The sequence below is a fragment of the Humisphaera borealis genome (assembly GCF_015169395.1).
Taxonomy (GTDB): domain Bacteria; phylum Planctomycetota; class Phycisphaerae; order Tepidisphaerales; family Tepidisphaeraceae; genus Humisphaera; species Humisphaera borealis.
Genome location: NZ_CP063458.1, coordinates 654,628 through 669,922 on the forward strand (window position 1 = coordinate 654,628; position 15,295 = coordinate 669,922).

Annotated in this window: 13 protein-coding genes and 1 pseudogene; 9 read left to right on the forward strand and 5 right to left on the reverse strand. The window is 63.8% G+C overall.

Annotated features, from left to right (window positions below; translation table 11 throughout):
- Positions 1 to 91 precede the first annotated feature (91 nt).
- Positions 92 to 811 (reverse strand): class I SAM-dependent methyltransferase, encoded by a 720-nt coding sequence (locus IPV69_RS02535; RefSeq protein WP_206293345.1) that lies wholly within the window; start codon positions 809 to 811, stop codon positions 92 to 94.
- A 78-nt stretch (positions 812 to 889) separates the two neighbouring features.
- Between IPV69_RS02535 and rph the strand changes: the two genes are divergently transcribed.
- The 3 genes and pseudogenes from rph to IPV69_RS02550 all read left to right on the forward strand — a co-directional run bounded on the left by rph (position 890) and on the right by IPV69_RS02550 (position 5,238).
- Entirely contained in the window at positions 890 to 1,666 is a 777-nt protein-coding gene (rph, locus tag IPV69_RS02540; protein WP_206293346.1) for a ribonuclease PH, read from the forward strand.
- A gap of 307 nt (positions 1,667 to 1,973) precedes the next feature.
- Entirely contained in the window at positions 1,974 to 4,055 is a 2,082-nt protein-coding gene (locus IPV69_RS02545; protein ID WP_206293347.1) for an FHA domain-containing protein, read from the forward strand.
- Positions 4,056 to 4,396: 341 nt separating this feature from the next.
- Positions 4,397 to 5,238 (forward strand): annotated as a pseudogene (locus IPV69_RS02550) (IS5 family transposase).
- Between the two features lie 55 nt (positions 5,239 to 5,293).
- On the opposite strand, the gene IPV69_RS02555 reads toward IPV69_RS02550, so the two are convergent.
- From IPV69_RS02555 to IPV69_RS02565, 3 genes are all read right to left on the reverse strand, one after another.
- Positions 5,294 to 6,868 (reverse strand): DUF7133 domain-containing protein, encoded by a 1,575-nt coding sequence (locus IPV69_RS02555; RefSeq protein ID WP_206293348.1) that lies wholly within the window; start codon positions 6,866 to 6,868, stop codon positions 5,294 to 5,296.
- A gap of 128 nt (positions 6,869 to 6,996) precedes the next feature.
- Positions 6,997 to 9,282, reverse strand: coding sequence for a cytochrome c family protein (locus IPV69_RS02560; protein WP_206293349.1), 2,286 nt, complete (start codon positions 9,280 to 9,282; stop codon positions 6,997 to 6,999).
- A gap of 44 nt (positions 9,283 to 9,326) precedes the next feature.
- Positions 9,327 to 10,238 carry a sugar phosphate isomerase/epimerase family protein gene (locus IPV69_RS02565; protein ID WP_206293350.1) on the reverse strand — a complete coding sequence of 304 codons (912 nt, stop codon included), beginning with the start codon at positions 10,236 to 10,238 and terminating at the stop codon, positions 9,327 to 9,329.
- 181 nt (positions 10,239 to 10,419) lie between these two features.
- Between IPV69_RS02565 and IPV69_RS02570 the strand changes: the two genes are divergently transcribed.
- Both IPV69_RS02570 and recR read left to right on the forward strand, forming a co-directional pair.
- Positions 10,420 to 10,875 (forward strand): MOSC domain-containing protein, encoded by a 456-nt coding sequence (locus tag IPV69_RS02570; protein WP_206293351.1) that lies wholly within the window; start codon positions 10,420 to 10,422, stop codon positions 10,873 to 10,875.
- Positions 10,876 to 10,974: 99 nt separating this feature from the next.
- The gene (gene recR, locus IPV69_RS02575) at positions 10,975 to 11,589 is read left to right on the forward strand and encodes a recombination mediator RecR (protein ID WP_206293352.1); all 615 of its coding nucleotides are present in this window, start codon (positions 10,975 to 10,977) and stop codon (positions 11,587 to 11,589) included.
- Positions 11,590 to 11,695: 106 nt separating this feature from the next.
- Here recR and IPV69_RS02580 read toward each other — a convergent pair whose 3' ends face one another.
- Positions 11,696 to 12,040: a hypothetical protein gene (locus IPV69_RS02580; RefSeq protein WP_206293353.1), complete on the reverse strand. Its 345-nt coding sequence runs from the start codon at positions 12,038 to 12,040 to the stop codon at positions 11,696 to 11,698.
- A gap of 161 nt (positions 12,041 to 12,201) precedes the next feature.
- Between IPV69_RS02580 and smpB the strand changes: the two genes are divergently transcribed.
- From smpB to IPV69_RS02600, 4 genes are all read left to right on the forward strand, one after another.
- Positions 12,202 to 12,672, forward strand: coding sequence for an SsrA-binding protein SmpB (gene smpB, locus IPV69_RS02585; RefSeq protein WP_206293354.1), 471 nt, complete (start codon positions 12,202 to 12,204; stop codon positions 12,670 to 12,672).
- A 276-nt stretch (positions 12,673 to 12,948) separates the two neighbouring features.
- Entirely contained in the window at positions 12,949 to 13,923 is a 975-nt protein-coding gene (locus tag IPV69_RS02590) for a hypothetical protein (protein WP_206293355.1), read from the forward strand.
- Between the two features lie 48 nt (positions 13,924 to 13,971).
- Entirely contained in the window at positions 13,972 to 14,604 is a 633-nt protein-coding gene (locus tag IPV69_RS02595; protein WP_206293356.1) for an RNA polymerase sigma factor, read from the forward strand.
- Between the two features lie 76 nt (positions 14,605 to 14,680).
- Positions 14,681 to 15,220 (forward strand): hypothetical protein, encoded by a 540-nt coding sequence (locus IPV69_RS02600; RefSeq protein WP_206293357.1) that lies wholly within the window; start codon positions 14,681 to 14,683, stop codon positions 15,218 to 15,220.
- Positions 15,221 to 15,295 lie beyond the last annotated feature (75 nt).

The window sequence follows — 15,295 nt, forward strand, 5'->3', positions numbered from 1 at the left end:
GGCGGTCCCCGCCCGAAACATCGGTCGACAGGTGGAGTTATCGGAACTTACGGCGTCCGGGCGTGAGGATTTGCAGAGAGTCGGTGGGGCATCACTGCCCGGCTTGCGTCGATTTCACGTATATCCACGTGCCGAAGAGGGCATCACGATACGCCTCTTCCGCCAGATTCAGCCCCCGCATCGCCAATTGTTCATGCATCCACCTCGGCTGTTCGGGGAAATCGCAGGTCAGCACGTGTTCAATCGCCGCCCGTCGATCCGCCAGCGGAATGGAGACCCATTGGGAATCGAGGGCAGTGGTCAACCGCTGGAGGTAGTCATCAAGCGCTTCACCGGCATGTCGAGCCGAGTCGGTCCAGATGAAGCAGCCACCAGCGCGCAGCAGGCGCGCGATCCGGTCCAGAAGCGGCCCCTTCTGGTCGGTCGGAAAGTGGTGCAGCGAGTAGCTTGCCAGGACAAGGTCGAAGCTGGCTTCGTCCAGATCGCGGACAACAGCCGCCATGTCACGGCAGATGATTTGCCGATTGCACGCCTGCTGCGTCCCGAAGTGGGGCCTTCGCTCCAGTCGCTCCAATGCCGACTCGGACAGATCGACGGCGACGTAGCGACTGATCTCGCTGCCCGACAGGCTTCGCGCCGCCATCTCGCCGTCGCCGGAGCCGAGATCAAGCACTTTGAGCGGGCCCTCCATACGACCGATCGACGAGCGGATCGCCGCCGAAATCTCCCGGTGCGCCATCCAGTTGTCGTGGACGATTCGGTCGTAGAGATCCCATTCGCGGAAGAGGGCTTCGCTTGGACGGGCATTCATGATGCCTGCCGTGATACCGCAGGAGAACCACCTGCCACAAGGCGTGAAGATTCCCGGCGTCCGGCTATAACCTCACCCATGCGACCCGACGGCCGTCCCATTGACCAACTGCGTCCGATCCAAGTCACCCGGAATTTCACCAAGACCGCACCCGGCTCCGTGCTCTGGCAGCAGGGCAGCACCATGCTGCTCTGCACCGCGTCGGTCAGCCGCGATCTGCCGCCGTGGATGAAGGATGATCGTCCCGGCGGGTGGGTGACGTGCGACTACGTCATGCTTCCCGGATCGACGCCCCAGCGCAAGCCCTGGCCCAAGACGGGGCACACCGACGGACGCGGGACCGAGATCCAGCGGATCATCGGCCGATCCCTTCGGGCGGCGGTGGACCTGTCGAAGATCGGCCCCCATACGATCGCGCTGGACTGCCAGGTGCTGCAGGCCGACGGCGGAACCCGCACGGCGGCAATCTGCGGCGCCTGGGTGGCATTGGCCGATGCATTGGCGGCGCTGCCCAAGGATCTTCCCGGCGCGATGACCGAGCCGCCGGCCGGCGGCGCGATCCCGGCCCGGCGCGATCCGAAGTATTACGACCCCGCCGGCGCACTGGTCGAGCAGATCGCCGCGGTCAGCGTCGGCATCATCGAAGGGGAAGTGAGGCTTGACCTCGATTACTACGACGACAGCCGGGCAGAAGTCGATCTGAACCTCGCGATGACCGGCAACGGGCGGTTCGTGGAGATTCAGGGGTCGAGCGAGCAGGGGGCGGGCTTCGATCAGAGCCGACTGATGGAGATGATCACGCTGGGAACAGCCGGCTGCCGGCAGTTGTTGGAGGTCCAGCGAAACGCACGCTAGTAGGACCGGCACCAATCGTTGCCAATGAGCGATGTTGTTCGGCAATCTCGGGGTGCCATGGGCTGGCGTACTCGCCTGCCCGTGGCGATGTTGCGGCATCCACGCGTCGCCACGGGCATCGGAGTGCCGCAGCCCATGACACCCGAAGAAGAGGTAAGAACCAAAGACCATTGCTTCACACGTACCTGTGTTGTGACGTCATTCCGCGCCGGTACGGCGAACATTCGCTGTATACTCTCGACCATCCTTTCCGCCCTTTGCGGTGTCCTGTCTGCGGGAGTGCGGCCCCTGGCCGCAGCGATTCGCCATGAGCATGACCATCCTGATCCGACATCTGGCCAACAGTTCCCTCGCCGGCCAATCACGCGAGTTCCAGCAAGCAACCATTCGGCTGGGCCGAAAGCCCGACAATGACGTCGTCTTCAACCCCGAGCTCGACCTGACCGTCTCCGGTCATCACTGCCAGATTGTCGCCGAGGGGGACAGGCTGTTCGTGGAAGACCCGGGTTCGACCAACGGCACCTTCGTGAACGGCCAGCGCGTCCAGGGCCGAACGCCGATCACGGAACGCGACCAGATTGTGCTCGGCGAGCGCGGGCCGGTGATCGCGGCGTCCTTGAAGACCGCCGACGCGGCCGGTCCCAGCACCATCATGGGGAGCGTTAGCGGCGGGGCGATGGGCAACGCAATGGGCATGCTCGATGCCGGTGCCGACCTGCCGCCGGGCGCGCCCATGGCGGCGACGATCCCGCCGGTTGCCATTCCATACGGGCCGGCATCGCACGCCCAGGCGGCGCAAGGGCTTTCGATCGGTCCGGTCACGCCTGTGCACAACGTCTCTCGTCCGCCGTCGAGGCTGTCGCAGGGTGCCAAGACCTCGATCGGCATGAACACGCTGATGTCGGAACTCGACAAGGCGACGAACCGCGAGCGCCGGCGAATCTTCGTGCTCGGCATTCCGATCCTCATCCTCCTGGCCGGTGGGCTGGGGGCGGCGTGGTACTTCACCAAGCCCCCCCCGGCGCAGGTCATTGTACAGCCGGCCCCGCCAGCGCCTCCGCCACAGACCATGCCCACGCTGCCGCCGGAATGGTCGGCGGTGCTGTCGCCGCGGAAGAGCGCGATCTACCTCATGGTGCTGCAACGCCCGGGGATGGAAGAGCGCGGCCTGGGCACGGCTTGGTCGTGTGCCAAGGGCTACCTGGGGACCAATTCCCATGTCGCCGCCGAGTTCTTCAACAAGCCGGACAACGCCACGCTCATCGCCCGCAGCAATACCAACCCGCCGGTCGATCTGAAGATCGCCGGGGCGACGCTGCACCCGGGTTACGTGGCGTTCGAAAACCTGGTGCGCACGCAGCCACCTGTCGATCTGGAGTCGGGCAAGCCGATTGTGTTTGCCATGCCGTTCGACACCGCGCTGTTCAAGGTCGAGGAGGCCGACCTGCCGAAGCAGGCACCGCCGTTGGAACTGGCGGACGATGCCACGCTCGCCAAGGTCGTCGAGACAACCGAACTGGCGTACATCGGCTTCCCGATGGAGGCATCGGTGGAATCGGGCGTGAACCTGAAGGCACCGGTCGCTCACCAGTTCCTGGGCAATCTCACGCGCAAGACCGACATCTTCCTGGCCGCGACCACCGAAGAACGGGCGACCTTTCTTCAGTACACGCTGGTCGTGCAAGGCGGGGCGAGCGGCAGCCCCGTGTTCAACCGCGAAGGCAAGGTGGTCGGGCTTATCAGCGGGAACGACCACTTCTTCAGCGAATCAGGGCGCATCGCGATCACCGGAAAATCGTTCGGCCCGCGCGTGGATGCCATCCGCGACCTGCTCGACAAAACCGCCGAGACCAAAGCCGCGCCTTACGTGCTCGAGTACCGCAAGCACTTCCGGGCGATCTTCGACAAGGCGCTTGCGGGTGGAAAGTACGACGCGCGGAAGTTTCAGCCGGCGTTCGGCGCGTTTGAGGTACTCGGCATCATTCGGTCCAACCTGCCCGGCAACCAGGGACCTCCGTTCAAGCCGGGCAAGGCCGACAAGAAGAAGACCTGGACGATCGACCTCGAAGACGTAGGCGACGCCGCGGGCAAGAGCATCACCAGCTTCCCGATGACCGACGCGGGGATCTATTGCGTAGTCGTCTGGACCGACAACCCCGATGTACTGCCCAAGGTTACGTTGCCTGCCATCGAATCCAACATGCAGCAGTTGCCGCCAGCGGCTCTCAAGGTTTTCCAGCAGAAACTGGGGCAGGGGAGTTCATTCGTCGCATCGTGGGCGATGATGCGAAACGTCGGCGACACGCTGCAGTTCCGCGTCTCGGGAATCGCCAACGGCGACACGAAGAAAGCAAAGATGACGGCGGTGCTGATGAAGGCGGCGGAGTAGCCCGCTTGCTGCCCATCGGAGAGAGATCACCACGGAGGCACGGAGGGCAACTCGACTAGGACGTCGTCTGCGCAAGTTTTAGGGGAACCACAGATGCACACAGATCTTCACAGATGAGATGCGTCGGAGATACATGAACCAGAACGAACTGACACTGACATGCCGCAGCAAAGGACGGAGCTGCCTGTCTTGATTATCTGTGCAGATCTGTGTGCATCTGTGGTTCCCCAAAACTTTGCGCAGACGATGTCCTAGGCTCTGTCTAACGGATGCCAAGTTCGGCGCTCGTTAGGAATTGCGCTTTCTATTATTGCATGCCATGCTGCCTCCATACGGAGGTTCTGATGGCTCGCTACGAAATCACGGACGATCAATGGGCCCTTCTCAAGGACCTGTTTCCCAGGCAGGCTCGCGGCGGCAAGTGGCTCAATCATCGCACCGTCCTCAACGGCATGCTCTGGATTCTCCGCTCGGGCGCTCCTTGGCGTGACCTGCCCGAACGCTACGGCAAGTTCGGAACGGTCAACCAACGCTTCAACCGCTGGCGTCGCGACGGCACCTTCGACAAGATCCTCAAGGCCCTTCAGATCCGACTGGACAAGGCCGGTAAGATCGACTGGGACCTGTGGCTGGTCGACGGCACGAACATCCGCGCCGGCCGGGCCGCGGCCGGTGCTCGCAAAAAAAGCACCCGCTCGACACCCTCGAACCCGACGACCACCATTTGGGCCGCAGCCGCGGCGGATGGGGATCGAAACTCCACCTGGTTACTGACGGCAAGGGCCTTATCCTCGGAGCCACCCTCACGGCCGGTCAGACGCACGAATCGACGCAACTCCACAACCTGATCCACAGTGTCCGCAGACCTCGTCGGATCGGCTGGCCCGATCAACTGGCAGGCGACAAGGGATACAGCTACGAATCAACTCGCCAGTTCCTCAAAGACTGCGGCATCGAGCCGGTCATCCCGCGAAAGAGCAACCAGAAACGCCCCATAGGCGAACGTTTCGACAAGAAAACCTACCGGAAACGATCCCGCATCGAGCAGGCCGTGGGCTGGTTGAAAGAGTGCCGGAGACTGGCCACCCGGTACGAAAAGCTCGGACTAAGCTTCCTTGGCTTCGTAAAACTCGGAATCATGCTGAAATACTTGAGGATTCTGGGTCCATTAGACAGAGCCTAGTCGAGTTGTCCTCCGTGCCTCCGTGGCGATCCCCTTCCGGCGGCCCACCGGCCGCTCACTTCGGGATCTCGTTCACCGTGTAATACCCCACCGGATGCAGCACCTGCTCTCCCTCGGCCGACGACACCGACACGTTCAGCTCGTGTACGTAGTACCGCCGAAGCGCGTCCAGTTTCAGGCGGACGCTGAGCCCGTCGTCTGAAACGGTCGCGCCCATGATCTTCAGCGGCAGGGTGTCGATCTCCGGGCTGCCGTACTTGCCCCAATAGTTGTACGTGTAACTGCTGCCGGAATATCGCGTCACATCAACGGCGGTCTTGCGATCGACGGGCTTGGTGAACACCAGTTCGAACCCGTCGGGTTTGGCTTTCATTTCCTTGATTTCCATCGGCGTTTTGCCGGTCCACACCAGCCGCTGCAGGCCGTACGCCGCCGTGCCGCGCGAACTCCAACCCCGGTTGGACAACCCGGCGAACATGCTGCCATCGGTCCCGAACGCGATCCGCAGCAAAGCCGATGCAAAGCCTTCGCGGAAGCCGAAACACGCCCCCTGGTAGACGCCGTTGACCTTCTCCAGGTACACGCGGGTCATCGAAGCGGTCGTGAAATCGCTGACGAACAACTGACCGGCGAAGGGGCCGAACTTGCCGGCGGTATCGTCGAGCAGGATGTCGGTGCTGCTCTGGCCGGTCTTCAAATAGGGCAGCCAAACGGCCGGGTTCTTCAGCTCCGGAAGCAGTTCGAGTGCCTTGGGGTACGGCATGCCTTCGGGCACCGGGCCGGACAGCTTGATCGGCGAACCGGGCGCGCTGAAGGTCTTGACCGTCTCGGCATTCCCGTAGAACGCGCCTTTGCGCAGGTGGTGGATGGGAGTCGTCGCCACCCATGTGCCTTGCTGGTCGGAGACGAACATGTCGCCCGCGGCGTTGGCCCCCAGCGCGCACGGCGATCGCAGTCCGCCACACATTGGCTCCAGCATTCCTTCCGGCGTGATCCGCATCGCCCAGCCGCGCCAGGGCTTGTCGTTGTTCGAGCCCGCACCCATACCCACGTTCAGCGCCAGCCATAGGTTGCCCTGGCCGTCGCGCTTCGGGCCAAACGCGTACTCGTGGTAGTTCCCCGAGACGTTCCAGCCTTTCATCGCCGCCAGGTATTCGTCGGCGGCGCCGTCGCCGTCAGTGTCGCGCAACTGTGTGAGCTCGGACCGCTGCATCGTCAGCAGCGCATCGCCCTGGCGCAGCAGTCCGAGCGGCTCGTGAAGCCCGGTCGCGAAGCGGGTGTACTGCAGTTCCGCCGGCTCGTCGTACGCGCCGTCGATCATCCAGACGTCGCCGATACGCGTGGTGACGGCCAGGCGCTTGCCTTCCATCGGCACGATGCCGCTGATCTCCAGCACCGGTGCTTTGCTCATCGCGACGCCGGGCTTCCAGGTGGTGTCGCGGCTGTTGCTGTTGCTGCGGGCGAGCGAGACATCGACCAGCCGATAGAACTTGCTCTCGGCGGCGGCCAGGCTCGGACGCGTGGACGGCTGTGCCTCGGCGGCGCCGGCCTCTGTTGGCAACACTGACAGGCACGCGGCCAGAGCCGCCAGCGCGTAACGCCCGATCTTGAACCACGCCGTCCGTGACACGGGCTTCCAGCCCGTGCGTGATGCGTTGGAGTACGGGGAATCTGCGTCTTTCAAGCCACGGCGCACCTGGCACGGGCTGGAAGCCCGTGTCACTGACTGAGCCGTCGAAATCCCTGGAGCTTGTAGGTCTACCATCGGTACTCCACTTTCAGCGTCGCTACGCCCTTTTCGAACGTCACCGGAATGGGCTTGCCGTCGGCTTCGGTCCTGGTGTCGAGAACGGTCACCTTCAGCGAAGGTGCGTTCGCGCCCTTTGCGGGCGCTCCGCCGATTGCCCCTACGGCGGTCGGCATAAAGTAGACGCCTTCGCCGCCGCCGCCGCGGAGTACCAGCGTTCGCGTCAGCCCTTTGCCGTCGTCGGTGGGGACGATGCGGTCTTCCACGGCGATCTCGCCGAATTTGTACAGGAAGGTCGGGACGCCTTGCTTGTCGAGCCGATATCCGCCGAAGGTGTAGCCCGCTTCCGTCCCCAGCGTCTTCGGCCAGGCATCACTCGCCGACGGCAACTTGGCCAGCGGCATTCCGCCCGGCAACGCAACGACCGCATCGCCCAACGGATCGACCGGCGGCTGGGCGCGGCTGAACCAGGTGGTGTAGGCGTCCAGGAACTTTCCGCGCCACGCGATCGCCGGGCGAATCGTGTTGGCGTCAAACGCGATGTGGACCTTCTGCGGGAAGCCGACGGCGATCGCGTGCGTTCCCGCCGCCTCCATGAAGCATCGGATGATGACCGGCTTCTCGTCGGCGACCAGTTCGAACTCGCCCTTGGCAGGCGGATAGCCGTCGATCGGCGTCTTGCCTTCGCGGAGGTACGCCCAGATCGACGAAATCTGCTTGTCCACGTCGCCGCCCAGGATATTGGCATTCGCGGCTTTCCCCTCGGGCCAGAAGCTTGGCATCAGCGTGCCGGGGCGGACGGCGGCGGGGTTCAGCAGGTTCTGCTTGAACCAGGCCGGCTGGAGCCGCTCGGTCGTGCCCGTGATGTCGAGCGCGTGAATGCCGATCGACGGTTTGCCGTTGAGCCCGTGACAGGTGATGCACGACAGCCCGGCCGCGCCCAGCAGTTGCCTCCCGGCCTCGACATCGCCGCCGGGTAGTGCCTTGGCGGCGTCGTCGCGCATGCCGCCGTCGGCGGCGATGAAGTCGGCGGGCAAATGCTTGACGGCATCGTGGGCGAAGACCGGCATCCGCATCCGCAAATACGGGCGAACACGGCCTTCGCGGCCCAGTACCTTCTCGAACCACGCCGGTGTCAGCTTCCGCCCTACGCCGGTGAGCTTCGGCGGGAAGCGTCCTTCGTCGGCCAGGTCAGGGTCGCCGGTGTAGAACCGCTCGTGGCTCGGCAGGACGCCGCCCTTGTCATCGCGTTGATGACAGCCGTAGCAGTTAAGGCGTTCCATCGTCGCGACCACCCGTTCGCCGGCCGCGGCGGGCTTGCCAGGTTTGACGGCCAGCGAGATGGATTGCCGCTGCACCGGCGACAGTTCGAAGTGGGGCGTCCCCGCGGCCGGCTTGGGGCCGACACACGCCGTGTCGAACGCCGCGAGATCCGCCAGCGGCTTGGCGAGGGTGACTTTGGTCTGGCCTTCCAAGGCGTGACACGAGGCGCACCCCAACGAAGCAAACAGCGCCCGCCCTTCGGCCACGCGCTTCGGATCGGGCTTGATCGTCTGGACCTTGGGCGCGCCGGTCGACCGGACGTCGTTCCAGCCGACCAGATAGCCCGCCAGATCAACGGCCTCCTGCGGGTCGATCATCAGATCGGGCATTCGTCCGGCGGGGCGGTGCTCGAGCGGATTGCGGAGAAATCGGGCCAGGGTCTCCAGGCTGTACTTGGCTTTCAGGTCGGGCAGGGGAACGCTGCGTGCCGGCGTGTCGCCGACGACCTTGGTCGCCGCGTTTGCCGCCGGCGTGGGGGCCGCCAGCGGCTTAAACGCCGGATCAGGGGCATGACAGCTTACGCAGCCGATCTCGTGAAACAGAAGCATCCCCCGGTCGGCGCTGATGTTGCCCGACAGCTTCTCGGGTTTGCCGTCTGTCTTCGTTTGCGTGGCCAGCAGGTGGACGAGCGCTTCGACGGCACCCGCACGCTTGTCGGCCGGCAGGGCGGCGAGCATGTCGGGCATGGTCGAGCCGGGCTTGGCCTTCTGCGGATCGGCCAGAAACGCACGAAGCCAGTCGGCCGACACGCGCATCGCGATGCCGTCGAGAATCGGCCCCTTCTTCGGCTGCAACTCGGCGTCCTGCGGCGCGGCATGGCAGGCCGTGCAACTGAGTTCCGTGACGAGCAGCTTTCCGCCGGCGGCCGACGCCTCCCTCCCGGCATGGAAGCGTTCGAACCCCGGCACGACCAGCGATGCCGATGCGGCTTGTGCGATACAAAGGATGCTGACGGTGACGACGAAGCGGATCATTCTAAGTTCTCCAGGGCGCGACATCGCGCCACGTAGCAAAGGCATCACGCCGTCTGTTTGATGCAGTCTTCAAGATACGCCCGCGACTTGTTCACCGCCGCCGTGATCTCGCTGGCGGTCGGCAGGATCGGTACGCCGCGCGGGAACGGGTGCATGAAGATTTCCAGCCAACCTTGAAAGTTGATCTTCCGCAGCGAAGCAACGATCGGCCGGTAGTCCAAGCCGCCGCCGAAGCCGGGCAACTGCAGCAGTTCGTCCTGCTTGGGCTGCGCCTGCTTGGCACCCTTGCCATGTTCCTGGGCGTAGAAGAAGACCAGGTTCGAGCCGAGGGCCTCGATGAGTTTGGGGATCTCGCTTGGCCAGTCATGCAGGTGGTGGGGGGCGAACGCGACACCCAGGTGTTTGCTGGTGTTGAACTCGGTGAAATAGCGGATGGAGTCCGGCGTCGCCAGCAGCGACGCCATGTGATTCTCGAGCGCAATCACAACGCCGGCCTCCTCGGCGGCCGCCGCATGGGGCTTCATCTTTTCGAGGAATGCCTTGATCTCCCGCTTGGCGTCTTCGCCGGCGACGTCTTTCGGGCCGCCGGTGCCGGTGAGGACCATCCTGCAACCGAGCTTCTTTGCGACCTTCATCTCGTCGCCGAGCTTGAGCGCCCCAAGCGGATACCGCGTCAGCACGCCGAGCTTCACGTTGTATTTGGCGAGCTGCTCGCCGAAGGCGTCGATCCCCATCGCATCGACCTGCTCGCGCTGGTCGCCGTGGGGCAGACACCAGATATCAATCGCACCGGCACCTGTTTTGGCGACCTCGGGCAGGATCTGGTCGAGCTTCATCTTGCCGTAGAGGGCGGATGCGAGGATGTACTGGAAGCCGAACGATGACTTTTTGGCGGGCTCGGCGTTGGCTCGCGCCAGGCCCTGCCCCAACGCCGCAGCGCCCAGTGCCATCGCCATGGCTTTACACGCCTCACGCCGTGAGATACCCGAAGTTGGCACGTTGGTTCTCCGAACGAGTGTTTCGAACGTCTGTCGCATGGTCGCATCGACGCGGTGTCAAAGCCAGCCAATCCCGGCCAATGGTGATCGGCGCCGGGCGCCTCGGGAAAGCCGCACTTTTGCCGGCTATCATCTCCCGATGAACGGAACCGTTGCCCAACTCAACATCTCCAGGGGCGGTATCCCCAAATTGCCGATTCCCGCGGCACGTATCACCGCCGAGGGTGTCGAAGGGGACTGGCAGAAGAACCGCAAGTACCACGGCGGTCCGGACCGCGCCCTCTGCATCTACTCCGAAGAGCTGTACGCGTGGCTTCGCGAGGAAGGCATTGACGTAACGAACGGTGCCGTCGGTGAAAACCTCACCACGCGCGGGATCGACCTCCAGAAGCTCCAGCCCGGCAGCCAGCTACAGATCGGCGGCGACGACGGCTGCACGATCGAGATCACCAAGGTCCGCATTCCTTGCTCGCAACTGAAGAAATGGAGAGGCGACCTGCCCGAGCTCATCGTCGGCCGAAGCGGCTGGATGGCGAAGGTCGTTCGCGAGGGAACCGTGCAGGCCGGCGATCCCATCCGCGTGATTCGTGAATGAGAGCACGCCGTCAGCTTCGGCTGACTCGAATTGTTTGGTTCAGAAGATTGTCCCTCGCCGGTCATCGCCAGCCGTCCACTTGCTCTATAATCCCATCCGATGAGCGTCAACAGCGGATACACGCAGAGCATTCAGCAACTGATGGCCGAACTGGCCCGGCTTCCGGGCATCGGCATGCGATCCGCCGAGCGGATCGCCTTCCACCTGCTTAAGCAAAGCCCCGAAGAAGCGATGAAGCTTGCCGACGCGATCAAGGATGTGAAAACGCGCATCCGGCATTGTTCCATTTGCTACAACCTGACCGAGGCCGATCCGTGCGCGATCTGCGTCGATCCCGGCCGCGATCACGGCTTGGTCTGCGTGGTGGAACAACCGAAGGACCTGCTCGCACTGGAATCGGCCGGATTGTACAAGGGGGCGTACCATGTGCTGCTCGGGCGGATTGCCCCGCTGGAAGGTATCGAGCCCGGCGATCTGACGATCGACCCGCTGCTGGACCGCATCGCCTCGGGCGCGGTCCGCGAGCTGATCATGGGCACCAACCCGACGATGGAAGGGGACGGAACCGCGCTGTTCGTGCAGAGTGTGGTGAATAGCCGATTCCCCAAGGTCCAGGTGACCAGGCTGGCGCGGGGATTGCCGGCCGGCAGCAGCATTGAGTATGCGAACCGGAATATCCTGGCCGACGCGATCGCCGGCCGTCAGCGGATGTGATCGGGCTTCACGCGTTTCGGCGGCCGGTCTGACCGACCCTTTTCCGTCGACACAAAGTGAATTACCACGGTCACTTAGTGAACTACCACGGTTACTTACCGCCGATTTACTTGTTCAGGTCCGGCACGACCGGGAACGCCGGCCGGGTGGTCGAAGCGCCGGTCGACTTGATCGGCGGCAGCGACGGGAACGTCGTGGGGAGCGTTCCGGGCGTGATCCTGGGCATGGGCGGAAGGATGCTGTTGGGATTGACCACCGGCAGCGTGGACGGCGAGGGGACATCGACGCTCGGCTGCGTGGATGGCTTGGTGGCGGGCGTCTGTGTGCCGGCGGCAGTAGCAGCGGCCGCGGGGGCCGTGGCCGGCGTTTTCTTCTCTTCGCCCTTGCAGCCGGTCAGTCCCAGCAGGCCGATCGCAACGACGGCAGTCACCTTAATGGTTCGAATCAACATGCAGTCTCCTTGATCCAATGTCCCCGGCGTCTTCCCGCAATGTCACCCAGACCTGCGGACTGTATCCGATATCACGGCATATCGTGTTATCAGGGTCGCGATTTCAACAGGTAGTACCCGGCTTTGGATTTCCGACCCTTTTGCGTACGATCAACCCCCCGATGTCCCGTAAGAACGCTGCCAACCTCTCTCCGCGGATCGCCAACCGCAAGGCGCTGCACGACTATTTCATCGAGAGCAAGCTCGAATGCGGGATCGTCCTGGTCGGCTCCGAGGTGAAAGCGCTGCGGGCGGGCAACGCCCAACTCGCCGAGGCATTCGCCAAGGTGGAACGGGGCGAACTGGTTCTCCATCAGTGCCATATCGATCCGTACGAGCAGGCGAACCTGATGAACCATATCCCGGTTCGCCCGCGCAAGCTCCTGGCGCATCGAAAGGAAATCAAACGGCTTGCCGAGCTGACCAAAGACCACGGCGTTACCCTGGTGCCGCTGGCGCTTTACTTTAAAGACGGCCGGGTCAAGGTGGAGATCGCCGTCGGTCGGGGCAAGCGCCGTGAGGACAAGCGGGCCTCCATCAAGGAAAAGGAAATGAAACGCGACATGCGGCGGATCATGACCAAGCGGCAATAGCAGGCCCAAATCGCAGCCGTCTTCCGACCGCGCGGAACCAGAGAACGCGAAGGCGCGAAATCGCAAAGGAAGCGCGAAGCTACGGAACGTCAGCGAATGTGCATCGCTGACTCAGCATTGCCGATTCACGACCATTGCGCGAACTCGGGATGGACCTCCTTCGTGTTCTCTTTGTTACAGCGGACGGGGGCGGACTGGGAAGAATTCTGTCTCGCGCGCGAAACTTGCTGTTCGGCGTCGTATGGGTTGGCACACACTCAACCACGGAGACTGCCAATGACCCGACTTCAGCGATTCCTGGGCACTGCCCTCTGCGTTCCCCTCACCGCCAACCCTCTTTTCGCCCAGCAATCGCCGCCGGCGAACGACACTTTGCCGCCCGCTGCGGTTGCGGCCGATCCCGCGGCCCCTGCCGAAGCCCCGGCTCCCGTCGATGGTCGAAGCACGGTGATCGGCGAGGTCAAGTTCGAAGCGGTTCGCGTCGAAGACGTGATCACCTTCCTTCAGGACGTCAGCAAGGGTTATCGCGCCGTCATCGTTCGCAAGGGCAAGTCCGACGACGAGCCCCTGGTGACCATGCGGCTCAAGAACGTATCGGTCCAGCAGATCCTGGACGTGATCACCACCGCTTACGGCGGCATCGAAGTTACGCCCGTCGACGGTCCGAACGGGCCGGTCGATGTGATCTCTATTCTTCCCCGGGCAGCGGTGGATGCCGATGCGGCACCTGCGGGAGCAGCACCGGCCGAGCCGGAACGCGCCGTTCGCGTGTATCGCCTGTCGGGCATTGTTCAGATGATGGCCCCCAAGGCAGAGAAGGATGCCCTGGCCAACGTCCTGTCCGTGATCAAGGCAACGATCGAGATGACCGCCGGCCGCGAAGCGCCGACGATCCAGCTTCACGAGGAAACCCACACACTGATCTTCAAAGGTTCGCAGCAGCAACGGCTCGCGGTCGAAGACGTGCTGTCGGCCCTCGAGAGCGACCGCGCCGTCCGCGGCGCCGGCGGCGAAGGGCAGGGGCCGGCGGACTTCAGCCGGCTGCGGAAACAGTTAGAAGACGCGCGGGCGGAACTGGAGAAATCCCGACAAGAGGGGGTACTGCTTCGTACTGAGGTGGATGCCATCCAGCGGCAACGTGAATTCCAGGCGCGGGATCAGCAGGACATGAAGGCGGAGTACCTCAAGGAAATCCAACTGCTCCGGGCAGAACTGGGAGAGCTCCAGCGTCAGACGGCCAAACCAAAGTAAGCCGGCGCGTGTGCCGTATTCGTCGTCGGTTCGTTTGAATCACCAGACATGTCGGCTGCGATCGAAGCCATCTTCATTCAGACGCGCGACGCATCGGCCGAGGCGCGATCGGCGATTCAGGAACACGGACGGTTGGAAGAGCCGATCGACAAGCTCAGTGCCGCCATCGCCGACGGCGACGGCCGTGCCATCGAGGCGTTCTATCGCCGGTACTTCGACCGGCTCTACGGTTGGGCGCGCAGGTTCACCCGACGGGACGAAGCGTTCTGCCTCGATGTGGTGCAGGAATCCGTGCTCCGCATCGTGCGAACGATTCGGTGCGTCGAAGCGGAGCCCCAGCTGCTGGCCTGGCTCCGGCTGGTCGTCCAGACGACGGCGTACGACCTGCTGAAGGCGTCACGCCGGCGGGAACGGCGCGAATCAGAAGTTCATCCGACAGCCCGCGAGCCGCACGGCCCTTCGGCAGATGAGTCGGCGATGGAGCAGGAACAGACCGAATGGCTCCGCCGACAAATCGACGCGCTGGACCCCGGGTTGTCACGGATGATCGATCTGCGCTACGCGCGGGGCTGGACGCTGGCACGGATCGGCCAGGCGTTCGGACTGACGCCCGGAACAGTGGACGGTCGATTGCGCCGGGTGCTGGGCCAACTGCGAAGCAGCGCGGAGGAAGCCTTCTAGCTGAAACTCTTTGACATCGTCGGGCCGGCTTCCCCAATGCAGTCCCGACGTGTTTAAACATGCTGTACGAATAAACATGCTGTACGAACCGAGCGAACCCGAATCACCCTCCGAGCTTTCTGCCGCCGGCCGACGGCGTCGCGAGGCGATCCTTGTCTTGGCGACGAGTCACGCAAACCGCCTGCGCAGGCGGCGATCGGCCCTGCGGGTGACGGGCGTCGCCGCCGTGTGCCTTTGCGCGGCGGCTTTGGCGTTTGCCTTGATAGGCACGCGTCCGTCGAATCGACCGATCGAAGTGGCCGGCCCGACCGGTCTCCCTCCAGCGATTCCGTCGCCGGGACCTGTCGGTCCGGCCGTGCTTCCGGTCGCGATGACTCCCCCGACCGCCACAACGGCCTATGTCGTCAGGCCCGCCCGCGTCGAAGTGACGATCACGAACCTTCGCACCGATCCGACCCTGGTCGATCGGCTCGCGGTGCCGCGAACGGTCGGCGGGTGGGAGACCATCAGCACCGACGAACTTCTTCGCGAACTTCATAAGAGCGGTCTTTCCGGCGGCGTAGTCGTTCGACAGGGCAAGCCAACAGTCTGGTTCAGCCCGTCGGCCCGCGAATGAGCCAACGGATTGAGCCAGACCTTTGCCATAGCCCGCCAACCCGGCTGCGCGTAAGCTGTTTCGGTCGCACCCGGG